The sequence below is a fragment of the Protofrankia sp. Cj5 genome (assembly GCF_917627405.1).
Taxonomy (GTDB): Bacteria; Actinomycetota; Actinomycetes; order Frankiales; family Frankiaceae; genus Protofrankia.
Window position 1 is genome coordinate 1 of record NZ_CAKJTO010000038.1, and the last position, 24,927, is coordinate 24,927.

At 70.1% G+C, this 24,927-nt stretch carries 7 protein-coding genes and 3 pseudogenes; 6 read left to right on the plus strand and 4 right to left on the minus strand.

Going from position 1 to position 24,927, the window contains the following annotated elements:
• Positions 1-175 precede the first annotated feature (175 nt).
• The 4 genes and pseudogenes from MJ777_RS10530 to MJ777_RS10540 all read left to right on the plus strand — a co-directional run.
• A pseudogene (locus MJ777_RS10530) lies at positions 176-2,581 on the plus strand (SDR family NAD(P)-dependent oxidoreductase); the annotation flags it as partial.
• 465 nt (positions 2,582-3,046) lie between these two features.
• Positions 3,047-11,627: pseudogene (locus MJ777_RS10535) on the plus strand (SDR family NAD(P)-dependent oxidoreductase); the annotation flags it as partial.
• Between the two features lie 216 nt (positions 11,628-11,843).
• Positions 11,844-12,269, plus strand: a pseudogene (locus tag MJ777_RS23085) (phosphopantetheine-binding protein); the annotation flags it as partial.
• Positions 12,270-12,314: 45 nt separating this feature from the next.
• Positions 12,315-18,725: a type I polyketide synthase gene (locus tag MJ777_RS10540; RefSeq protein ID WP_370652696.1), complete on the plus strand. Its 6,411-nt coding sequence runs from the start codon at positions 12,315-12,317 to the stop codon at positions 18,723-18,725.
• A 158-nt stretch (positions 18,726-18,883) separates the two neighbouring features.
• Here the strand turns inward: MJ777_RS10540 and MJ777_RS10545 are convergent, their stop codons facing one another.
• The 3 genes from MJ777_RS10545 to MJ777_RS10555 form a co-directional block, all read right to left on the minus strand.
• Positions 18,884-20,260: an NtaA/DmoA family FMN-dependent monooxygenase gene (locus MJ777_RS10545; protein WP_239375631.1), complete on the minus strand. Its 1,377-nt coding sequence runs from the start codon at positions 20,258-20,260 to the stop codon at positions 18,884-18,886.
• Between the two features lie 36 nt (positions 20,261-20,296).
• Complete coding sequence (locus MJ777_RS10550; RefSeq protein WP_239375633.1) at positions 20,297-21,499, minus strand: LLM class flavin-dependent oxidoreductase; 1,203 nt, start codon at positions 21,497-21,499, stop codon at positions 20,297-20,299.
• A gap of 120 nt (positions 21,500-21,619) precedes the next feature.
• A complete protein-coding gene (locus MJ777_RS10555; protein WP_239310445.1) occupies positions 21,620-22,765 on the minus strand; it encodes an LLM class flavin-dependent oxidoreductase in 1,146 nt (381 codons plus the stop codon).
• Between the two features lie 971 nt (positions 22,766-23,736).
• Between MJ777_RS10555 and MJ777_RS10560 the strand changes: the two genes are divergently transcribed.
• Both MJ777_RS10560 and MJ777_RS10565 read left to right on the plus strand, forming a co-directional pair.
• Positions 23,737-23,985 carry a type II toxin-antitoxin system Phd/YefM family antitoxin gene (locus tag MJ777_RS10560; protein WP_239310444.1) on the plus strand — a complete coding sequence of 83 codons (249 nt, stop codon included), beginning with the start codon at positions 23,737-23,739 and terminating at the stop codon, positions 23,983-23,985.
• The gene (locus MJ777_RS10565; RefSeq protein WP_239310443.1) at positions 23,982-24,365 is read left to right on the plus strand and encodes a type II toxin-antitoxin system VapC family toxin; all 384 of its coding nucleotides are present in this window, start codon (positions 23,982-23,984) and stop codon (positions 24,363-24,365) included. The genes MJ777_RS10560 and MJ777_RS10565 overlap by 4 nt, the downstream gene beginning before the upstream one ends.
• Here the strand turns inward: MJ777_RS10565 and MJ777_RS10570 are convergent.
• Entirely contained in the window at positions 24,346-24,663 is a 318-nt protein-coding gene (locus MJ777_RS10570; RefSeq protein ID WP_239310442.1) for a hypothetical protein, read from the minus strand. The two genes, MJ777_RS10565 and MJ777_RS10570, sit on opposite strands and share 20 nt — an antisense overlap.
• Between the last annotated feature and the right edge of the window lie 264 nt (positions 24,664-24,927).

A 24,927-nucleotide genomic window follows, 5' to 3' on the forward strand; every position in this document is an offset into this window, starting at 1 on the left:
GCGCGCGCTGTTCGAGCACCGCGCGGTGGTGGTGGCCGCCGACGCGAAGGGCTTCACCGCCGGACTCGATGCCCTCGCCCGCGGCGAGACGGGGCCGAACATCGTCGCGGGCTCGTCCGCCGGAACGGGCCGGCTGGCTTTCCTGTTCACCGGACAGGGCAGCCAGCGAATCGGCATGGGACGGCAACTGTACGATACCTATCCGGTATACGCTCGGGCCTTTGACACGGTGTGCGCCGAACTGGACCGGCACCTGGGCCACGGAGCACTGAGCCGGCATGTCGAGGGCTCGGTTCGCGACGTCGTGTTCGCAACCGAGGACACCGGCCTCCTGCATCAGACGGTGTACACCCAGACGGCGCTGTTCGCGGTCGAGGTCGCGCTGTTCCGACTGCTCGAATCCTGGGGTGTCCGGCCTGATTTCCTTGCCGGGCACTCCATCGGCGAGCTCACCGCGGCACATGTCGCGGGCGTCCTGGCCCTTCCCCACGCGGCCGCGCTCGTCGCCGAGCGAGCCCGGCTCATGCAGGCGCTGCCCACCGGTGGCGCGATGATCGCCATCCAGGCGGCCGAAGAGGACGTACTGCCCGCGCTGGCCGGGTATGAAGACCACGTTGGAATCGCCGCCGTCAACGGGCCCGAATCGATCGTCATATCCGGCGACGAGGAACACACCCTCCAGATCGCCCACGCCTTCGAAAGCCGGGGCCGGAGGACCAAGAGGCTGCGGGTCAGCCATGCCTTCCACTCCCCCCATATGAACGGCATGATCGACGATTTCCGGCGGGCAGCCGAGGGCCTGTCCTACGCCCCGCCGGTGATACCGGTCATCTCCAACCTCACCGGTGCGGTCGCCACCGCCGACGAACTGGGCAGCGCCGGATACTGGGCACGCCACGTCCGCCACGCGGTGCGGTTCCGCGACGTCGTCCGCCGGCTGGAAACCCTCGGTGTCACCACCTACCTCGAGCTCGGGCCGGACGGCGTACTCACCGCCATGGCGGCGGAATCACTCAGCGAACAATCCGGGAAGAACACGCCGACGCTCGTTCCGGTGCTGCGCCGCGAACGCTCCGAACCCGACACCATGATCACAGCACTCGGCCACGCTCACGTTCATGGTGTCGCGATCGACTGGGACGCGGTGTTCAGCGGCCCGCGCCCCCGTCGGGTCGCCTTGCCGACCTATGCCTTCGAGCACCAGCGATACTGGCTGGACGCTGCCGGGAGCACGGCCGAGCCCAGCGTGGCGTCCGCCGGGCTCGGCTCGGCGGACGCCCGTTTCTGGGAATCCGTCGAACGCCAGGATCTCGATGAGCTGGCAACCGAGCTGGGTATCCGCGAGGAGGAACTCCAGACCTCGCTGGGCGCCGTGCTGCCGGCCCTGGCGTCGTGGTGGGACGAGCGCCGTGTGCACGCCACCGTCGACTCCTGGCGCTACCGCGTCACCTGGCGGGCCGCACGCGAGACAGCCAGGCGTCCGCTCTCGGGCAGCTGGCTACTGGTGATTCCCGACAGTCATGTCGGCACCGGACGGGTGCGGTCCGTCGGACGGATGCTGACCGAGCAGGGTGTTCACATCCGCCAGGTCGCGGTGACCGCGCGGGACTGCGACCGGCGGCGCCTGGTGGAGCTGCTGGGCGAAACGCTCAATGATCCGACGCCACCAGGCGAAGCGACAGCCGGCGTCCTGTCACTGCTGTCGCTGGCCGAGGAGCGCCATCCGAACCACGCCGCCGTTGCCTGGGGAGCCGCCGCGAACGTCGCGCTCATCCAGGCGCTCGACGATGCGAACGTCACCGCGCCGCTGTGGTGCGTGACCAGCGGAGCTGTGTCGACCGGCCCGTCGGATCCGGTGACCAGCCCTGTTCAGGCGCTCATCTGGGGTCTGAGCGGGATCGTCGCGGCCGAGCACCCGGACCGCTGGGGCGGCGTGATCGACCTGCCCGCGACCGTGGACGAGCAGATCGGCGCCCAGCTGGTCGCCGCGCTCGGCGGCCTGCGCGACGAGACCGAGATAGCCGTACGCGGATCCGGGCTCTTCGTGCGGCGGCTGGTGCGAGCGCCGGTGGACGGTGCGCCCAGGGCGCGCCGCTGGCAGCCGCGAGGCACAGCCGCGATCACGGGTGGAACCGGTGCGCTCGGCGGTCACGTCGCGCGCTGGCTCGCCCGCAACGGAGCGGAACACCTACTGTTGATCAGCCGTCGTGGCCGCGACGCCCCCGGCTCGGCCGAGCTGGAAGCCGAACTGAACGCGCTCGGCGCAAAGGTCACGATCGCCGCGTGCGACGTAGCCGACCGTGGCGCGCTCGCCGACGTGCTGGCCTCGATACCCACGGCATACCCACTGACCGCGGTGGTGCACACAGCGGCCGTGCTGGACGACACCCTGGTTGCGAACCTGACCACCGAGCGGATGGACCGGGTGTTGCGGGTGAAGGTCGGGGGCGCTCTGAATCTGCACGAGCTGACCAGGGAAACGGAGCTGTCGGCGTTCGTGTTGTTCTCGTCGCTCGCGGGAGTCCACGGTATTTCCGGACAGGGCAACTACGCGCCGGGCAACGCGTTTCTCGATGCCCTTTCCGCCCATCGACGCGCACACGGGCTGGTCGCCACATCAATGGCATGGGGACACTGGGACGGCGGCGGTATCGCCGAGCCCGACGTCGAGCAACAGTTCCGCCGTCAGGGGCTTTCTCCCATGGCCCCGGAGCTGGCTGTCACCGCGCTCGGGCAGGCTCTCGACCACGACGAGCCCCACCTGGTCGTCTGCGACGTCAGCTGGGAAACGCTCGCCCAGACCCGGCGGAACGCGCTCCTGGGAGAACTCCCTGAGATTGCGCGGATGCTCCGCGGCACGGCTGGCAACGCGGCCGAACCAGGCGACGCGGGCTCGTCCGACCTGGCCCGGCAGCTGGCGCACGCGGCCGAGCCGGAGCGGCGGCCGATCCTGCTGCAACTCGTTCGTACCCAGATGGCCGCGGTACAGGGGCACGCCTGCACGGACGCGGTCGACATCGGCCGGACATTCCGCGACCAGGGATTCGACTCGCTCACGGCGGTGGAGCTACGCAACCGGCTGAATGCGGCAACCGGGCTGCGGCTGCCCACCACCCTCGTGTTCGACTACCCCTCGCCGACAACGCTGGTCGATCACCTGCACCTGGAACTACAGCCCCGAGCCACCACGGCGGTGCCGGCGGTCCTGACCGCGATCGACACCATGGAAGCGCTCCTGTCCGCCCTTCCCGCAGACGCGCCGCAGCGGGAGACGGCCGCATCCCGCCTCCAGGAACTGGCAACGACCTTGAACCGTGGTGCCCGTTCCTCCGGCACCACCGAGATCACTGATGTGCTCTCCAGCGCGACCGACGACGAGCTCATCAGCTTCATCGGAAACGAACTCGGGATCTCCTGACCGCGCCCGACACAAAGAAGGCGGAAATATGAGCGACGATCAGATCAGATACCTCCTGAAGCGAGTTACCGCCGAGCTGCACGACACTCGTGAGCGCCTCCGGGAGACCAGGGCGGAACAGCATGAGCCGATCGCGATCATAGGGATGGCCTGCCGATTGCCGGGTGGCGTGGAATCGCCGGATGATCTGTGGCGGCTGGTGGCGTCCGGGCAGGACGCGATATCGAAATTCCCCACCGACCGAGGGTGGGATGTTGAGGATCTGTTCGACCCGGACCCGGCGCGGGCGGGCAAGTCCTACACGCGGCATGGTGGCTTCCTGCACGACGTGGCAGATTTCGACGCCGAGTTCTTCGGAATGTCGCCGCGTGAGGCGTCGGCCACCGATCCACAGCACCGGTTGTTGCTGGAGGCGGCGTGGGAGGTGTTCGAGCGGGCGGGTATCGACCCGGCGTCGCTACGCGGAACGAACACCGGGGTCTTCGCCGGCATGAACGGGCAGGATTACGCCACTCGCCTGAATCCGGTACCCGAGGCGCTGGAAGGCTACCTGAGTATCGGCAACGCGAGCAGTGTGGCGTCAGGCCGGATCGCCTACACCTTCGGTTTCGAGGGCCCGGCGGTAACCGTGGACACGGCCTGCTCGTCCTCCCTGGTAGCGCTGCATCTGGCCACGGGGTCGCTGCGGTCGGGTGAATGCGGCCTGGCGCTGGCCGGCGGGGTGACAGTGATGACCTCGCCACAGGGGTTCGTGGAGTTCTCCCGGCAGCGGGGCCTGGCCGCCGACGGCCGCTGCAAGGCATTCGCCGCGGCGGCGGACGGGACCGGCTGGGCCGAAGGCGTCGGGCTGCTGCTGCTGGAACGCCTCAGTGATGCCGAGCGCCTCGGGCATCAGGTGCTCGCGGTGGTGCGTGGCTCCGCGGTGAACCAGGACGGCGAGTCCAACGGGCTGACCGCGCCGAACGGCCCCGCGCAGCAGCGGGTGATCCGCCACGCCCTGGCCAGCGCGGAACTGTCCCCCGCCCAGGTGGACGCGGTCGAGGCCCACGGGACCGGCACCACCCTCGGCGACCCCATCGAGGCACAGGCGCTGCTGGCCGTCTACGGTGCGGGCCGCCCCGATGACCGGCCGCTATGGCTGGGGTCGTTGAAGTCGAACATCGGTCACACCCAGGCCGCGGCCGGGGTCGCAAGCATCATCAAGACGGTCCAGGCCATCCGCCACGGTCTGCTGCCACAAACCTTGCACGTCGATGCGCCCTCCCCCCACGTCGACTGGTCAGCCGGCAGCGTGCGGCTGCTGACCGAGCCGCGACCATGGCCACGGACCGGTGAGCCCCGCCGCGCCGGGGTGTCCGCCTTCGGGGTGAGCGGCACCAACGCGCATGTGATCCTCGAGCAGGCCCCGGCCGTGGAGGAACCGGCGGAGGAGAACGGCGATCCGCCGCATGCGACGCTGCCGTGGGTGCTGTCCGGCAGGACTCCGGACGCGCTGCGCGAGCAGGCCGCGCGTCTGGCTTCCTTCATCACCGGCGACAGGGATCAGAACCCGGGCGATCCGAACCCGGTGGACGTGGCCTATTCGCTGGCGACCACGCGGGCGCTGTTCGACCACCGCGCGGTGGTCGTGGCCGAGGGGCGGGACGGGTTCCTGGCCGGCCTCGGCGCCCTGGCCCGCGGCGAGGCCGCGCCGGGGCTGGCCGCGGGCTCCGCGACGACGGTGGGCACACTGGCCTTCCTGTTCACCGGACAGGGCAGCCAGCGTCCCGGGATGGGCCGCGAGCTGTATGAGGCGTACCCGGTCTTCGCGGCCGCGTTCGACGCCGTAAGCGCCCAGCTGGACCTGCACCTGGCCGGCTGGGTGGACCACTCGGTCCGCGACGTCGTGTTCGCGCCCGAGGACACCGGCCTGCTGCACCAGACCGTGTTCACCCAGACGGCGCTGTTCGCGGTCGAGGTCGCGCTGTTCCGGCTGCTTGAGTCGTGGGGGGTACGGCCGGGCTTCCTCGCCGGACACTCCATCGGCGAGCTCACCGCCGCGCACGTCGCCGGGGTGCTGTCGCTCGCCGACGCGGCCGCGCTCGTCGCGGCGCGCGCCCGGCTCATGCAGGCCCTTCCCACCGACGGCGCGATGATCGCCATCCAGGCGGGCGAGGAGGAAGTTCTCGCCGCGCTCGCCAGGCGGGACATCGGCGACGCCGTCGGCATCGCGGCGGTCAACGGACCCACCTCGGTCGTCATCTCCGGCGACGAGAGCCTGGCGGTCGACATCGCCCGCGAGTTCGGCGAATCCGGCCACAAGACCAGGCGGCTGCGGGTCAGCCACGCCTTCCACTCGTCCCGGATGGACGGCATGCTGGACGGGTTCCGGCGTGTAGCCGAAGGGCTTTCCTACCATCCACCGCGGATACCGGTCGTCTCCAACCTGACCGGTGGCATCGCCGGCCCCGAGGAGCTCGGCAGCGCCGAATACTGGGTGCGCCACGTCCGTCACACGGTCCGGTTCGCCGACGTCGTCCGCCAGCTGGAAACCGCCGGTGTCACCACATACCTCGAACTCGGCCCGGACGGCGTACTCACCGCCATGGCGCAGGAAACACTCGCCGGACAATCCGGCGGTACCGACGCCGCGGCGCCGGTGCTCGCGCCGGTACTGCACCGCGGCCGCCCGGAACCCGGCACGCTCCTCACCGCGCTGGCCCACGCCTTCGCCCACGGCACCGCCGTGGACTGGCACGCGCTGTTCTCCAGCCTGAACCCGCGGCGGGTGGAACTGCCGACGTACGCCTTCCAGCGCCAGCGGTTCTGGATCGACCCGTCACCGGCGACCGGGGACCTCTCCGCGTTCGGTCTGGGGCCGGCTGGGCATCCGCTGCTCGGCGCGGCGGTAGCTCTGGCCGACGTCGACGGGTTCCTGTTCACGGGACGCCTGTCGCTGCGGACACATCCATGGCTGGCTGATCATGTTGTGCACGGGGCGGTCGTGGTTCCAGGTACGGCATTCGTAGAACTGGCGATCCGCGCCGGTGACGAGGTCAGCTACGACACCCTGGAAGAGCTGATCATCGAATCGCCGCTGATCCTGCCGGAACACGGCGGGGTGCAGGTGCAGGTGGCCGTGGGAGCGCCGGAGCAGCAGGCGGGCCGACGCCCGGTCACCGTGTACTCGCGGCCGCAGGACGCCACCGCGGACACCGACTGGACCCGGCACGCCGGTGGGTTCCTCGGCACCGGCGCGGCAGAGGCATCCTCCGCTCTGAATGAATGGCCTCCGCAGGGCGCGGACCCGGTCGACGTCGGGGAGATCTACCAGAATCTGGCAACGGCGGGCCTGCCGTACGGGCCGCTGTTCCAGGGGCTGCGCGCCGCGTGGCGACGCGACCGGGAAATCTTCGCCGAGGTCGCTCTTCCCGACGAGCTGCAGGCTGACGCCGCCTCCTTCGGCGTGCATCCGGCACTGCTCGACGCCGCCCTGCACGCCGCCGCCGCCGGATCGCATGACACTCCGGCGGGATCCAGTCGGCTGCCGTTCGCATGGACGGATGTGCGCCTGTACTCCTCCGGCGCGTCGGCGTTGCGGGTACGGCTGTCCGACGCCGGTTCCGAGGCCTTCTCCGTTCAGGCGGCCGACGGAACCGGCGCACCGGTGATCTCCATCGGGTCGTTGCTGTCACGGCCTGTCTCAGCCGGCCAGCTGGGCGCCGCGCGCACGGCACGTCAGGACTCGCTGTTCCGCCTCGACTGGGCGACGGTGGCCGTGGCCGTGGCCGTGGCCGCCCAACCGTTGCGGCCGGTGTGGGCTGTCGTCGAAGACGATGCACAGGCGCTGCGCACTGTGCTACGGGACGCCGGTGCCGAGACGAGGGTCCTCGCCGGCCTCGCTGCGGCTTTGGAGCCGGCTGAACCCGCACCCGCGCTGGTCTTCGTATCGGGCCTCCCGCCGTCGCGCCCAGACAATGTCGAAAGCCCGGATGTCGCGCGGGCGGCGCACGCTACGACGCACCAGGTGCTCGCCCGGGTACAGGAATGGCTCGCTCACCCCGGCCGTGAGTCGTCGCGCCTCGTCGTCGTCACCAACCGCGCGGTAGCCGTCGGCAACGAGACGCCCGATCTCGCGGCCGCCCCCGTCTGGGGCCTGGTCCGTTCGGCCCAGTCCGAACATCCTGGCCGGATCATCCTGCTCGACATCGACGATGACGAGCGGTCCATCCGAGCGCTAACGGCCGCGCTGGCCACGGCCGGCGACAGCGACGAACCACAGCTCGCGGTCCGCGCTGGCGCCGTGCACGTGCCGCGGCTGGCCCGGGTACCCGCCCTCAGCGCCACCACCGCAGCCACCGCCAAGAGCGACAGTCACCACACCGACGACAGTGGTGACCCTGGCAGCGAGCACCTCGACGGGACGCCCTGGGAGCCCACGGGCACGGTACTGATCACCGGTGGTACCGGGGCGCTGGGCGCCGCGCTCGCGCGGCATCTGGTCACCGAGCACGGTGTCCGTCATCTGCTTCTGACCAGCAGACGGGGTGCCGACGCCCCCGGTGCCGGCGAGCTGCACGCCGAACTCACCGGGCTCGGCGCGGCAGTCACCATCCGCGCCGGCGACGCCGCCGACCGCGCATCCCTCACCGGCATCCTCGCCACGATCCCCGCCGGCCATCCCCTGACCGCGGTCATCCACACCGCTGGCGTGATCGACGACGGTGTCGTCGAATCGCTGACCCCACAACGGGTGGACGGGGTACTGCGCCCCAAGGTCGACGCGGCCTGGAACCTGCACGAACTCACCGCCGGCAGCGATCTCGCCGCGTTCGTGCTGTTCTCCTCTGCCGCCGGGATTCTCGGCAGCCCAGGCCAGGGGAACTACGCCGCGGCCAACACGTTCCTGGACGCGCTGGCCGCCTACCGCCGCGCGGGTGGGCTGCCCGCTGTCTCGCTCGCCTGGGGCCTGTGGGGCAACGCCAGCGGGATCACCGGCGACCTCACCGAAAGTGACCACGACCGGATCGCCCGCGCCGGGATCAAGCCGTTGTCCTCCGCCGAGGGCCTGGAGCTGTTCGACGCCGCGTTGCGCCTCGACCACGCGCTCCTGGCGCCGGCCCCGCTCGACCTCGCGGGCCTGCGCGCTCGCGCGGCGACGCGGACGGTGGCTCCGCTCCTGCGTGGACTGGTCCGGCCCGCGCGGCGGACCGCCCAGGCCGGGGTGGCCGTCACCGGATCGTCGTCGGTCGCGCAACGCCTCGCCGGCCTTCCGGAATCCGAACGGGACGCCTTCCTCCTCGGCCTCGTACGCACCGAGGTGGCCGCTGTTCTCGGACACGCGGACACGCGGGCGCTCAGCGCGGAACGCGCGTTCTCCGACCTCGGGCTCGACTCCCTCACCGCGATCGAACTCCGTAACCGCCTGGGCGCCGCCACCGGGCTGCGGCTGCCGTCCACCCTCACCTTCGACTATCCAACGTCGGCGGCGGTCATCACCTACCTGCGATCGGAACTGCTGGGTGCCCATGGCGCGTCGCAGGTGGCCGCCGTGGCCGCCGCGTCCGGGCCCGGGTCGGACGAGCAGATCGCGATCGTGGGGATGGCCTGCCGCTTTCCCGGCGGGGTGGACTCGCCGGAGGCGTTGTGGCGGCTGGTCGCGGCCGGCGGGGACGCGGTCTCGGCTTTCCCGACCGACCGGGGCTGGGACATCGAGGAACTGTTCGACCCGGACCCGGACCACACCGGCACGTCCTACACGCGGCACGGCGGCTTCCTGCACGGCGCCGGGGATTTCGACGCCGGATTCTTCGAGATCTCCCCACGCGAGGCATTGGCGACCGACCCGCAACAGCGCCTGTTACTGGAAACCACCTGGGAGGTGCTCGAGCGGGCCGGTATCGACCCATCCTCGCTGCGCGGGAGCAGGACCGGGGTCTTCGCCGGTGTCATGTACCACGACTATGCCCCGCGGCTGGATGAGGCGCCCGCCGCGCTTGAGGGATTCCTCGGCAACGGCAGTTCGGGCAGTGTCGCGTCGGGCCGGATCTCCTACACGTTCGGCTTCGAGGGCCCGGCGGTGACCGTGGACACGGCCTGCTCCTCGTCGTTGGTGGCCCTGCACCTGGCTGCGCAGTCGCTGCGCACGGGCGAGTCCGACCTCGCGCTGGCAGGTGGTGTGACGGTGATGTCCTCACCAGCCGCCTGGGTGGAGCTCTCGCGGCAGCGTGCCCTGTCACCGGACGGCCGGAGCAAGGCGTTCGCCGCCGCGGCCGACGGCGTTGGCTGGGGCGAGGGGGTGGGCCTGCTGCTCCTGGAACGGCTCTCCGATGCCCGCCGCCTCGGCCACCGGGTGCTGGCGGTGGTCCGGGGCTCGGCGGTCAACTCCGATGGCGCGTCCAACGGGCTGACCGCGCCGAACGGCCCGTCCCAGCAGCGCGTCATCCGCCAGGCGCTGGCCAACGCCGGGCTTTCCGGCGCCCAGGTGGACGCGGTCGAGGCGCACGGGACCGGCACCCGGCTGGGCGACCCGATCGAGGCACAGGCGTTGCTGGCCACCTACGGCCAGGACCGGCCCGGCGACCAGCCACTGTGGCTGGGATCGCTCAAGTCGAACATCGCCCACGCGCAGGCCGCCGCCGGCGCGGCCGGCGTGATCAAAATGGTGGAGGCGATGCGGCACGGCGTGCTCCCCCAGACCCTGCACGTCGACGAGCCCTCCCCGTACATCGACTGGTCAGCCGGCGCCGTACAGGTGTTGACCGACGCGCGGCCGTGGCCGCGGACCGGCCGGCCTCGGCGAGCCGGAGTGTCCTCCTTCGGGGTCAGCGGCACGAACGCGCACGTCATCCTGGAGCAGGCCCCGGCGGTCGAAACACCAGAACCGGTAGCCAGCACGGTGACGCCCGCGCCGGCGGCCCTGCCGTGGCTGATCTCTGCTAGGACACCCGAAGCGCTTCGGGCCCAGGCGGGACGGCTGGCCGCACTCGTTGAGCAGGACGGCGAACTCGTCCCGGCCGATGTCGCCTACTCGCTGGCGACGACCCGCGCGGCCTTCGAGGAACGGGCCGTCGTCATCGGCCGTGACCGGGCGGAGTTCCTTGCCGGTCTCGGCGCGCTGGCCCGCGGCGAGTCCGCGTCGAACCTGGCGCGGGGAACCGCCGACACCGCGGGGAAGATCGTGTTCGTCTTTCCCGGTCAGGGTTCCCAGTGGGCCGGCATGGCGGCCGAGCTGCTGGACCGCGCGCCGAGGTTCGCCGAGCAGATCACGGCCTGCGCGGAGGCATTGGCGCCGTTCGTGGACTGGTCGCTGCTGGACGTCCTGCGCCAGACGGCCGGGGCACCGTCGCTGGACCGGGTGGATGTCGTCCAACCGGTGCTGTGGGCGATGCTCATCTCCCTGGCCGAACTGTGGCGTTCGTTCGGCGTCGAACCCGCCGCTGTGGTGGGGCAGAGCCAGGGCGAGATCGCCGCGGCCTACATCGCCGGCGCGCTGTCGCTGGAGGACTCCGCCCGGATCATCGCCCTACGCAGCCAGATCTCCCTCGCCCTGGTCGATCACGGCAGCATGGCCGCGGTCGCGCTGCCCGGCGACGAGGTGGGCGCCCGGATCGCCCCCTGGGAGGCGCGCGTCTCGATCGCCGGGGTGAACAGCCCGTCGTCGACCACGCTGTCCGGCGAGTCGGACCTGCTCGCCGAGCTGGTCGCCGAGTATGAAGCCGCGGGCGTGCGGGCCAAGCTGTTCCCCGCGTCCTTCGCCTCCCATTCCCCGCAGGTCGAGAAGATCCGCACGGAGATCCTGGAAGCGCTGGCGCCGGTGACGCCGCGCACCGGCGCCATCCCGCTGGTGTCGACGGTCACCGGGGGGCCCATCGACACCGCTGGCCTGGACGCCCACTACTGGTACACGAACCTGCGGGAAACAGTGCGGTTCGAAACGGCGGCCCGGACGCTGATCGACCGGGGCCATGACGTGTTCATCGAGGTCAGCCCGCACCCGCTGCTCAACTTCAGCATCCAGGAGATCCTCGACAGCGCCGGGAGGCCCACGGCGGTGGTCACCGGGTCACTGCGCCGCGACGAGGGCGGACTCGAACGGTTCCTCATTTCCCTCGGTGAGGTGCACGCACGCGGGGCTTCGGTCAACTGGGCAGCGGTGTTCAGCGGCCGCAGCCCCCGCCGGGTGGAACTACCCACCTATGCCTTCCAGCATCGGCGGTACTGGCTCGACATCGCGCGCTCCTTTGCCGGCGAGAGGTCCGCCCGCGCGGTGCTGGGCGCGGACGGGACACCGGCCGGGGACGAACCATCGCCGCTGTCCGGACCGCCGCTGCTCCAGCTGCTGGCGAGCCTGACAGCGGCCGAACGCGACGAGGTCCTGCTCGCGGCCGTCCGCGCGGAGACCGCCGCGGTCCTGGGCCATGACGGCGCGACCGAGATCGACCCGGACCGGGCGTTCCGGGAGCTCGGGCTGACCTCGCTGACCGCGGTCGACCTCCGGAACCGGCTGAACGCGGCCTCGGGGCTGCAACTACCCGCCACCCTTGTTTTCGACTACCCGACGCCCACCGCGATCGCCGAATACCTGCGATCACAACTGGCCCTGGACGCTGCGGCATCCGTTCCTTCGCCGCTGGCCGCCCTTGATCAGCTGGAGGCGTCGCTGGCGGCCGGGAGCACCGACGAGGCCGACCGCGGCGAGGCCATCTCCCGGCTGCGTGCGCTGATCGATCGATGGGAAGGCAGCAGGAACAACGGGAGCGCCTCCTCCGGTGACGGCGGGATCGACCTCGATGCGGCGACCGACGACGAGCTCTTCGCGCTCATGGACGACAGCGCCAAAGGTCGCCGAGCTGACGAAGAAAATTCATGAGGGAGCTGTTCCAGAATGGCGAATGAAGAGAAGCTTCGCGAGTATCTGAAGCGTGCACTCGCCGATTCCCGGCAGGCGCAGAAACGCCTCCGTGAGGTCGAGTCGAGCCAGCGGGAGCCGATCGCGATTGTCGGGATGAGCTGCCACTATCCGGGCGGGGTGGATTCTCCGGAGGATCTGTGGCGGCTGGTGGAGACCGGCGGCGACGCCATTTCGGAGTTCCCGGCCGACCGTGGCTGGGACGTCGAGGAGCTGTTCGACCCGGACCCGGACCAGCTGGGCCGGACCTATACGCGCCACGGCGGCTTCCTGCCCGACGCGGCGGAGTTCGACGCGGATTTCTTCGGAATCTCACCGCGCGAGGCACTCGCGATCGACCCGCAGCAACGGCTGTTGTTGCGGACGGCGTGGGAGGTGTTCGAACGGGCGGGCATCGACCCGGCCTCACTGCGGGGAAGCAAGACGGGTGTCTTCACCGGAATAGCCGGCCGCGACTATGCCGCGGGATTTCATCAGGTACCCGACGAGCTGGAAGGCTACGTGCTCACCGGCGTCCTGAGCAGCGTCGCCTCGGGTCGGATCTCCTACACCCTCGGGCTGGAGGGCCCGACGATGACGCTGGACACGGCCTGCTCCTCGTCACTGGTGGCCCTGCATCTCGCGGCGCAGTCACTACGCTCGGGCGAATCCGACCTGGCGCTGGCCGGCGGCGCCACGGTCATGACCTCCCCACTCGGGTTCATCGAGTTCGCCCGGCAGCGTGGCCTGGCACCGGACGGGAGATGCAAGGCGTTCGCCGCCGCGGCGGACGGTACCGGCTGGGCCGAAGGCGTCGGGCTGCTGCTGCTGGAACGCCTCAGTGACGCCGAGCGCCTCGGGCATCAGGTGCTGGCCGTGGTCCGGGGCTCGGCGGTGAACTCCGACGGCGCGTCCAACGGCCTGACCTCGCCGAACGGCCCGTCCCAGCAACGGGTGATCCGTACGGCACTCACGAACGCCCGGCTGTCCCCCGCCGACATCGACACCGTCGAAGCCCACGGCACCGGCACCACCCTGGGCGACCCGATCGAGGCGCAGGCTCTGCTGGCCACCTACGGTCAGAACCGGCCCGACGACCGGCCCCTGTGGCTCGGGTCGTTCAAATCGAACATCGGCCATGCGCAGGCCGCTGCCGGTGTCGCGGGTGTGATCAAAACAGTGCAGGCCATCCGGCACGGTGTGCTGGCGAAAACTCTGCATGTCGACGAGCCGTCACCGTTCGTCGACTGGTCCGCCGGTGGGGTGCGGCTACTCACCGAGGCCCGGCCATGGCCGGAGACCGGCCGGCCACGGCGCGCTGGCGTGTCCTCCTTCGGCGTGAGCGGCACCAACGCACATGTGATCATCGAGCAGGCTCCGGCCGCCGAAGGGAGCGCCGCGGACGAGACCGAGAAGGCGGTGGCTGACGAGACCGGGAACGCCGTTGCCGGACCGCTTCCCTGGGTGCTGTCCGCCAGGTCACCGCAAGCGCTGCGGGCGCAGGCGGCACGTCTGGCGTCGTTCGTGGAAGCCGATGGCGACCTCGCCCCGGTCGATGTCGCGTATTCGCTGGCCACCACCAGGGCCGCGCTTGAGCACCGCGCCGTCGTCGTCGCCGACGACCGGGACGGCTTCCTGGCCGGCCTGGGCGCGCTCACCCGCGGCGAGGCGGCACCGAACGCGGCCGCCGGCCCCGCGCCGACGGCGGGGAAACTGGCGTTCCTGTTCACCGGCCAGGGCAGCCAGCGGCTCGGCATGGGCCGGGAGCTGTACGAGGCCTATCCGGTGTTCGCGAACGCCTTCGACGCTGTCACGCATGAGCTGGACGAGCAGCTGACGGGGCAGGTCACCCGCACCGTCCGCGATGTCCTTTTCGCCGACGGCGACACCGGCACAGACGGCGACACCGGTCTCCTCCACCAGACCGTGTTCACCCAGGCCGCGCTGTTCGCCGTCGAAACCGCGCTGTTCCGGCTGCTCGAATCCTGGCGCGTCCGGCCCGACTACCTCGCCGGGCACTCGATCGGCGAACTCACCGCCGCCCACGTCGCCGGCGTCTGGTCCCTCGCCGACGCGGCACGGGTCGTCGCGGCCAGGGGCCGGCTCATGCAGTCTCTTCCGCCCGGCGGTGCGATGATCGCTATCCAGGCGACGGAGGACGAAGTGCTCACCGCACTCGCGGCGCACGACGACAGCGTCGGTATCGCCGCCGTCAACGGGCCGAGCTCCGTTGTCATCTCCGGCGACGAGATCCCGGCCCTGCGCATCGGCGCCGAGTTCGCGGCCCAGGGCCGCAAGACCAGACGGCTTGCGGTCAGCCACGCCTTCCACTCCCCCCATATCGACGGCATGCTCGACGAGTTCCGCCAGATCACCGAAACGCTCGCCTACGCCGAGCCCCAGATACCGGTCATCTCGAACCTGACCGGCCGGCTCGCCACCGCCGACGAACTCGGTAGCGCCGAGTACTGGGTGCGCCACGTCCGCCACGCGGTCCGCTTCTCCGACGCGATCGCCAGCCTGGACACCGCCGGGGTCACCACCTACCTCGAGCTCGGCCCCGACGGCGTCCTCACCGCTCTTGCCCAGGAAACGCTCGCCGACCGACATGATCGCGTGGCAGCGGCGCTCACACCCACACTCCGCCGGGACCGCCGCGAACCCGCCGCGCTGGTGACCGCGCTCGGCCAGGCCCACATCCACGGAGCCCCGATCAACTGGGACGCCGTATTCAGCGGCCGGCGCCCCCGACGCATCGACCTGCCCACCTACGCCTTCCAGGAGCAGCGGTACTGGCTTGACCCGGTAACGTCGAACGGCAACCCCGCCACGCTGGGGCTCGGGCCCGCGGGGCACCCGCTGCTGGGCGCCACGGTGGGACTGGCCGACGCCGACGGACTCCTGTTCACCGGACGGCTGTCGCTACGGACCCACCCATGGCTGGCCGACCATGCCGTGATGGGTTCGGTGCTGGTTCCCGGTACGGCGTTCGTGGAACTCGCGCTCCGCGCCGGCGACGAGGCCGGCTACGAAAACCTCGACGAACTGATAGCGCAGTCGCCGTTGATACTGCCTGAACGCGGTGCGGTCCAGCTACAGCTGGCCGTCGGACCGCCGGACGCGGGGCGGCGCTCGATCACGGTGTACTCACGGCCGGCGGACGCCCCGGCCGGTTCGGAATGGACCCGCCACGCCAGCGGTATTCTCAGCGCCAGCGGTATTCCCAGCGGTATTCCCAGCGGTATTCCCAGCGCCACCGTCCAGGACGCGCCCTTCACCCTGGACGAATGGCCCCCAGTGGATGCCACCGCAGTGGATATCGAGGACATCTACAGCATTCTGACCACGGTGGGCCTGGAATACGGGCCGGTGTTCCAGGGCCTGCGCGCCGCCTGGCAGCGAGAGCACGAGTTTTTCGTCGAGGTCGCGCTACCCGGCGGACAACGTGCCGACGCCGCGCTGTTCGGCGTGCATCCCGCGTTGCTCGATGCCGCGGTGCATATCACCGCCTACGACGGGTTGCGAAACTCGCCGGAGGGCCGGACCTATCTGCCGTTCGCGTGGACGGGCGTGCGCCTGCATGCGTCGGGCGCCTCGGCCCTGCGTGTACGGCTGGCGCTGAGCGGCCCGGAGAAACTGTCCATCCAGGCGGCCGACGAGACGGGCGCACCCGTTCTCTCGATCGAATCACTGGTCGGGCGCCAGGTCTCGGCTGAGCAGATCAACGCCGCCCGGCCGGTGAACCAGGACTCGTTGTTCCAGGTCGACTGGACGGCGATCACCCTACCGGAACCACCGTCCACCAAAGCGTGGTCGGTCATCGGTGACAACGACCAGAACCTGCGCTCCGTTCTTGCCAAGGCCGGTGCCAAGACCAGGGTCTTCACCGATATCGCCGCTCTCGGCACAGCTGTTGACCTGGGTGAGCCCGCGCCCACCCTGGTATTCGTCTCGGGCATTCCGGAAGCGGTTGCCGACGACGAGGACCGCCCGGCTGTCGTGCGCACCGCGCATACGACGGCACACCAGGTGCTCGCATGGGTACAGACGTGGATCGCCGAGCGACGGGTCGAGTCCTCACGGCTCGTGGTGGTCACCCGTGGCGCTGTCTCCGCCACGGACAGCGAGGCGCCGGACCTCGGCTCCGCCCCCGTCTGGGGCCTGGTCCGTTCCGTCCAGGCCGAGCATCCCGACCGGATCATCCTGCTCGACATCGACGACAGCGACGCGTCCGCCCGCGCGCTGCCGGCCGCACTGGCCGCGGCCGGCAGCGGCGGCGAGGCGCAACTGGCGATCCGCGGCGGTGTGGTGTCGGTGCCACGGCTCGTGCGGGTCACGACCTCCGGGCAGCCAGCGGCGACCAGCGTCCCGCGGGACGTCCCGGCGCTGGAGAAACACGATGATCATGCGCCCGTTGGCCTACCAGAGTCCCTGGACCCGAACGGCACGGTGCTGATCACCGGCGGTGTCGGAGTACTCGGCGGTCTGCTCGCACGGCACCTGGTCACCGCACACGGTGTGCGCCACCTCGTCCTCACCAGCCGGCGCGGGCCCGACGCCCCTGGTGCCGGCGAACTCCGCGACGACCTGACCGGCCTCGGCGCGCAGGTCGTCGTCGTGGCCGGCGACGCGGCCGACCGCGGCTCCCTCGCGGCCATCCTTGCCGCCATCCCCGCCGAACACCCCCTGACCGGGGTCGTCCACACCGCCGGAGTGATCGATGACGGTCTGGTCGGATCGCTGACCCCGCAACGGCTCGACGGGGTGCTACGTCCGAAGGTGGACGGCGCCTGGAACCTCCACGAGCTCACCCGGAACGACGACCTGGCCGTTTTCGTCCTGTTCTCCTCGCTCTCGGGGCTGACCGGCGGCCCGGGGCAGGCAAGCTACACCGCCGCCAACACATTCCTCGACGCCCTCGCCGGGTACCGTCGTGCCCACGGTCTGCCGGCCACCTCCCTCGCGTGGGGCCAGTGGGCACAGGCCAGCGGAATCACCGGCCAGCTCAGCGAGGCCGACTGGAGCCGGATCAGCCGCGCCGGTCTGAGGCTGCTGTCCTCGGCCGAGGCCCTGGAGCTCTTCGACACGTCGCGGACGCTCGACCGCGCGGTCCTGGCCCCGGCCCCGCTCGACCTCGCGAGCCTGCGTGCGCGGGCGGGGACCCACACGATTCCGTCACTGCTGCGCGGGCTGGTCCGGCCCGGACGACGCGCCGCGCGGCCCGGCGCGATCGGCACGATCAGCGCGGCATCGTCGATCAGGACGCGCCTCGCCGGCCTCGGTGAATCCGAGCGTGACGCGGTCCTCCTCGATCTCATCCACACCGAGGTCGCTGGAGTGCTGGGCCATGCCAGTACGGACACGCTCGGTGAGGGACGTGCATTCGTCGAACTCGGGCTGGACTCCCTCACCGCCGTCGAGCTGCGCAACCGTCTCAACGCCGCCACCGGGCTACGGCTGCCGGCCACCCTCACCTTCGACTTCCCCACACCAACGGCACTCGCCGGGTTCATCCGTGCGGAACTCGGCGATGCGGGAGACCAGTCGGCCGGACGACCGGCGCCCGGCACCGCCGGAAGGGAACAGCACAGGGACAGCGGCGGGCTCGCTTCGCTGTACCAGCAGCTGATCAAGGCGGGGAGGGCGGACGCGGCAGCACAGCTGATCATCCTCGCGTCCCACCTCCGGCCGGCCTTCGACGCAGCCGCCAGGCACGAGCACGCCCCGCACCCCCTGCACCTGAGCAGCGGGGAGGCACGGCCGAAGCTGGTGTGCTTTCCCGCGCTCAGCGCACTGTCCGGTCCCCATGAGTACTCACGGTTCAGCAACGCCTTCCAGGACGACCGGGACGTGTTCGTGGTGCCGGCGCCCGGCCTCCCGGAAGGGGACGTCCTCCCGGACACCGACCGGACGTTGATACAGATGCACGTGGAAGCGGTGGAACAGATCGTCGGTGACGAGCCCTTCGTGATCCTCGGTCGTTCGATGGGTGGATGCGTCGCGAACTCCGTGGTTGCCGGCCTGGAAGCGCGCGGGATATTCCCGGCCGGGCTGGTCCTGGTCGACTCCTACCCCATCGACGCCCCGCTCGTCCCGGGCATGGAATGGTGGAACACCGCTTTGTTGACCGCCCTGCTGGAGCGGCTCGACCGCTACGACATGACCACGCATGACACCAGGCTGAGCACGATGGGCACCTACAACCGGATCTTCGCCGGCTGGCAACCGGAGCCGATCTCGGCGCCTACCCTGCTCGTCCGCGCGGAGGAACCGCTGGTGGGGATGCCGAGTGATCCCGACAGCAAGCAGGACTGGCGGGCGTACTGGCCCCTGCCCCACGACGTAGCCGATGTCCCGGGCGACCACTTCACCATCCTGGAGGAGCACACGGGGACGACGGCCGCGGCGGTCAGGAAATGGATCGACGCACTCGACTGATCCCGGTTGCCCCGGCAACAATCGACTTGCGCCGTCTCCTCTGGTCGTGATACCGCTGCCAGCGCGGCGGCGCAACGTCGGCCGCGGCCGACCACAGCCACCTCACAGGTCAGCTGGGCCGCCAGCGCGAGGTCCTTGGAGACGAAGAAGCAGCGGCCTCACGGAGCAGCCCGGGTGATCGCGCTCGGTCCGTCGGGAAGCGGCAGACCGAGGTGATCACGTAGGGTCGTGCCTTCGTACTCGCCGCGGAACACGCCCTGTTCCTGCAGCAGCGGCACGACCGTGTCGGCGAACTCGTCCAAGCCACCAGGGGTGATGTGCGGGACGAGGATGAATCCGTCGCTGACGTCCTCCTGCACGAACCTGTTGATCGTCTCAGCGACGGTGGCCGGCGTGCCGATGAACGACTGCCGGCCGGTCACCTCGATGACCAGCTCGCGGATGGAGAGTTTCTTCGCTTCAGCGAGTGCACGCCACTGTGCGGCGACCGCCTGCTGATCGGAGAACATCCGTACGCTGGCGCGGCCCCGTGCGACAGTGTTCTCGCCCGGCTTGGGGTCGATCTCGGGCAGTGGGCCGTCCGGGTCATAGGAGCTCAGGTCACGGTTCCACAGCTGCTCAAGGAGCCGGATCGCGGTCTGCCCGCTGACCTGCTGCTGGCGGACGATGGCGGCCTGTTCGTGGGCGTCGGCGTCGGTGTCGCCGAGGACGAAGGTGGCTGCTGGCAACACGAGCAGCGCCTGCGGTGGCCGGCCGTAGCGGGCCAGCCGTCCCTTGACGTCGGTGTAGAACGCCTTGCCGGCCGCAACGGTGCTGTGCCGGCTGAAGATGGCGTCGGCCGTCGCCGCGGCAAATTCACGGCCTTCGTTCGAATCGCCGGCCTGGAAGATCACCGGCCGGCCCTGCGGGCTGCGGGGAACATTGAACTGGCCGGCAATGTCGAAATGGCCGCCGTGATGCTCGAACGTACCCGCCGACGCGTCGGTGACGAAGATTCCCGATTCCTTGTCCGCGGCAATCGCGTCGTCGCGCCAGGAGTCAAACAGTTCCCACGCCGTCCGCAGGAACTGCTCGGCTCGTTCATAGCGCTGCTCTTCGCGCAGAAAGCCGCCGCGGCGGAAGTTTTCACCGGTGAACGCGTCCCAGGAGGTGACGACGTTCCACGCGGCCCGGCCACCGGAGAGATGGTCGAGGCTGGCGAACTGCCGGGCGACCTCGTAGGGCTCATTGAACGTGGAGTTGATCGTGCCGGCGAGCCCGAGCCGGTCGGTGACGGCGGCCAGCGCGGCGAGCACCGTGAACGTGTCCGGGCGGCCGACCACGTCCAGGTCGTAGAGGCGGCCGGCCTGCTCACGCAGGCGCAGTCCTTCGGCCAGAAAGAGGAAGTCGAACTTCGCTCGTTCCGCGGTCCGCGCGAAATGCACGAATGAGCTGAACTCGATGTGGCTGCCCGACCGCCGGTCGCTCCACACGGTCGTGTTGTTCACGCCCGGGAAGTGCGCGGCCAGGTGGATCCGCTTGCGTGGTCTGCCCATCTGGGGTCCTCTGGAATCCTTGAAGGTCAGGCAACGTCAGGCAACGGCGTAGCGGCTGGCGGGGCGGCGTAGACCAAGCAGGCCGCGCAGCGTGCCCGCCTCGTACTCGCTACGGAAGGCTCCGCGGCGCGCCAGCTCCGGCACAAGCCCACGGGTGATCGCTTCGGAGTCATGCGGGATGGCGGCTGGACGCAGCCGGAAACCGGTCAGGCCGGCCTGCTGCCACTCCTGCAGCAGATCGGCCAGCTCGACTGGCGTACCGGTGAAAACACGCGCGTCCGAGCTGTACCCGGTACCGGCGAGGGAATCCAGCCGCGCCTTTCTCTCGGCCGCCTGCCCCGCATCGACGTCGAGGAAGACGACAAGGTCGCCGAAAACGTGCAACGGCTCATCCTCACGGCCGGCGGCAGCCTGTTCCGCGCGGACCTCCTGATCGATCGCGCGTGCCTGGCCGGCATCATGCGGGGTCACGTACACGACATCGGCTGCCCGCGCAGCGAGCCGGTAGGCGACGGCGGCATGCGCGAGTACGGTGACCAACGGCTGGCCCTGCGGCGGGCGCGGCGTGATCGACGGACCGCGGACCTTGAACCATCTCCCCGCGAAGTCGATATGGTGCAGCTTGTCGCGGTCGATGAACCGCCCGGTTGCCGCGTCGCGGATCTCAGCGTCGTCCTCCCAGCTGTCCCACAGCCTGCGGACCACCTCAACGTAGTCGGCGGCCTCGTCAAACAGATCCCGGATCAGCTCGGCGACTTGGGGCGCATCCCGGTCCGCGAACCGGAACGCGGGGATATCGCGCCGGCCGACATGAGCCGCCTCGGCCTGGGCCGCGCTGACCTGGATGCGCGAGCCGGCACGGCCGGTGCTGACATAGTCGAGGGTGGCGATCGCTGTGGCGATGTGGAACGGCTCGGTATGGGTGACCCGCACGGTCGGTACGAGCCCGATGCGGCTGGTCCGCGGGGCGACCCGGGCGGCGACCAGAACCGCGTCGAGGCGTCCGCGGACCTGGTCCGTGCGGCCGTCCGGGCCGTGGTAACGCGAGGACTGCCACGCCAACGAGTCCTCGATCGTCACAAAATCGAGCAGGCCGCGTTCGGCCTCCTGCACCAGGTCGACCCAATAGCGGGCGGTGAACAGCTCGTCGGCCCGGGCATCCGGTTCCCGCCACGCCGCGGGATGCCAACCCGCGCCGTCAAGCGCAACGGCGAGGTGCAGTTCGGACGATGTGGTCATCGGGTCTCTTCCTGCTCTGACTGGGTCCTGCCCTGACCGGTGGGAATCCGCCGGGACAATGACCGTGCGGGGCTGGCTTCGGGCACAGGGGCACAGGGGCACAGGGGCACAGGTAGGCCGTCAGTCGGGCCGTGCCCATGCCTGGGCGAGCAGCTCATAGGACCGCACCCGGTCGGCGTGGTCGTGGGTGATCGTGGTGATGAGCAACTCGTCGGCTCCGGTGGCATCGCGCAGTATGCGCAGCCCCCGCACAACGGTCGCGGGCGAGCCGACGAACTGGGTGTCGAGCCGATCGGCGACCAGCGCACGCTCCTGGTCGGTCCATGGGTAGGCCGCCGCCTCGGCAGGCGTGGGGTAGGCGGCGCCTTCGCCGGAGCGGATGTTCGCCACCCACGGGCCGTACCCGCTTGCCAATCGGCGGGCGGTTGCGTCATCGCCTGCGACAACGACATCCGCGGAGACCATGACCCGTGGTTCCCGCAACGTCGCCGACGGCCGGAACGCGGCCCGATAGGCCACGACGGTGTCGAGCACGGTGGACGGGACGATGTGGTAGTTCGCGGCCAGCGGCAGCCCCAGTTCGCCCGCGGTCCGCGCACTGTCGCCAGCGCTCGCGGCAAGGATCCACAGCTGCGCATCGGCGTCCTCAGCGGCCGGCGACCGCAGGTGCGTCCCGTCCGGTGTGCGGTAGTCGCCGCGGATGAACGCCTGAATGTCCCGGACGTCCTGTCCGTAGCGCTCGGCCGCATCGTCGCGATGGCCGACCACATCCAGCTGCCGCTGAAGCCGACCGGGATCGAACACGATTTTCGCTGGCGCCGGGATCAGCAGGCCGTCGATCACGGAAGGCCTGGCGGTCGTACCGCCTCGCGGCGACGACTCGGCGGCCGACCGGTTCGCCCGTTCGATCAACCTGCCCACGCCCGACCGACCGAGACCGAGGTCGATACGCCCGGGATGGATGTGCGCGACGGTCCCGAACTGTTCCGCGACGATGACCGGCGTGTGGTATCCGGTCTGCACCGCACCGGACCCGACGCGGATCGTCTGGGTGGCGTCGGCAACCAAGGCGATCAGCACGGCAGGCGCGGCGGAGACGACACCCAGAGTCAGATGGTGTTCGGCGAGCCAGTACCGGGCATAGCCGAAACGCTCCGCGTGCCGGGCAAGGTCGATCGTGTTGCGTAATGCCTCAGCGGCGCTCGACCCAGAGGTCGAGGGCGCGAGGTCGAGCACCGACAACGGGATGGGGCCTCGGACAGGCATGCACGCCACCGCCGGCCCGTCAGTGATCCGTATCCGTGGCGGCGATGCCGCGGCGTCGGCCGTGACAGGTCAGCGGTGCGATCGACGGCGGCATTCTCCGGCCTTTCGTTCCTCGTTCGAGCGGCGAGTGGAAAGGTGCCCCGGGCGGTACCCGCCGCGCGCGGCGGTCGGGCCGCCCGGGGAGTGCGGAAAGATGTTTCGTTCGATGTACGACCGGGTCGCGCGACTGGTGGGCCAGCTGGTGAAGCAGATCTACCCGGCGATGGCCGGCCTGCCGCGCCCCGGCACGCGCGGCCTGCTGGGGCGCGGGACTCCCGAGCCTGGTGGACTGACGGATCAGCGACAGCGAGCGCTCGCGCTCCGCCCGAAATCGACGCAGCGCCGACACGTCAGACGCGGAGAAGCGAGCATATCCAACACTTTCGGTAAAAGAACATTGTCGAGTCAATAAGTAGAGAAGTGATTTACATCACAATGTTCGCTTGGAAATCCGTCCAGAGATCCAGCCAGGACGCCCGACTACAGGAAAGTGGATCAAGAAATGGGGCTGGAGTGCGTGCGACGCGAGAAGCACAGGGAATCACCCTGGCCCTTGGGGTGTCACCGACGAGCAGGGGCACCCGTGCATCGCGCGGTGATCGATGGGAAGCGATGCGACGAGAGGCGTGCCCCAGCCCCGCTCCCTGATCCACGCCCCTGTTGCCGGGCGCTCTTGCCGGAGCGGGCGCGGATGAGCCGCCCACTGGCCGAACGCCCTGTCCTCGGGCGCTCTAAATAGCAGCTCATTTTGGACAAACAACGAGCGGGCGGAGATCTCCGCGTGGGCTCCCGCGGGCCCCTGCGCACGATCTCCTCAAGCGATCCGCGGTTATCGCGGGCACGCCGCGGCTCCTCACCATCTCCATGACGGCCAGGTCAGCGGCCTCGAGCGGACGACCGGACCCGAGTAGCACAAGTGCTATCCTGGGAGCGTGGACGAGATAGGACTGCGTGAGGTGCGGCAGAACGCAAGCGAGCTGGTGAGACGGGCCCAGGCCGGCGAGCGACTGACCATCACGGTCTCCGGCCGACCAGCAGCCGTTCTAGGCCCAGTGGCCCCACGCGCGTGGCGGCGTTGGGACGATCTCGCCGAGGTCATCGCCCTGCCGGCCGACGCCGACTGGCCCGCCGATCGCGCACTCGTGGACAACACCGTGACGGACCCTTGGGAAGATCGATGAATCGGGGTGTCCTCGACACAAGCGTACTGGTGGCCACGGACGTCCTCCCGATCCCTGGCGAGCTGGCCGTCAGCGTCATCAGTATCGCCGAACTCCAGTTCGGTGTTCTCGTCGCCAAGACACCCGAGGCCCGCGCGAACCGACTCGCCAGACTCAGCGCACTCCAACGAAGATTCGACCCGCTCCCGGTCGACGACGCCGTCGCCGACAGTTATGGACGGCTGGCCGCCCGAGTGGCCGAAATCGGCCGCCAGCCACGGGCGCGGACGATGGACCTGTTGATCGCGGCAACGGCGCACGCACACGGAGCCAGCCTTTATACCCGCAACTCCGCTGACCTGGCCGGCCTCGAAGATCTCATTACAATAGTGATAATCTAGGAAAAATCGCCAGATGCCGGCCCAGCCTCCCGCCGTGGTCCCTGGTGGTGGTCACCGTGACCTCCCAGCGGATCACCCGGAATTCGACCGGGCCGATCCGCGAGATCCACGACCCGTCGGGCAATGTCCGTAACACCGGTAGCCGCCGGTTACCCGTGACCCGGATGAGCAGGTCGGCGCCGGTCACCGCGATCGCCTTGATCGTCGAGGTGCCAGCGGACCCGCGGTCCGCCACCCCGGCCAGCGCCGCACCGTGGCCATATACCCCGATATACCCCGACGGGAAAGTGCTGCTCAACCCGGTCCGGATCCTCCCGGCACGCCAGCGTCAGCCCGTCCGCACCCGGCTGCTTGCCCCGCTTCTTCAGTTCCTTCGTGGAACGGAGTGCCGCCCGGTGGGGCTGCGTCGCCGAAGATTCCCGCCGGGATGCTCGCCTCGAACGGGATCATGCGGTCCAGGAGAGAACCGCGACCTCACGCATGGCCAGATCCTATCGCATATTGACCTATATCCTCCTTTCCAGGCCGCGGGCGATGAGAAATCCTTGTGGGGTGGATACGG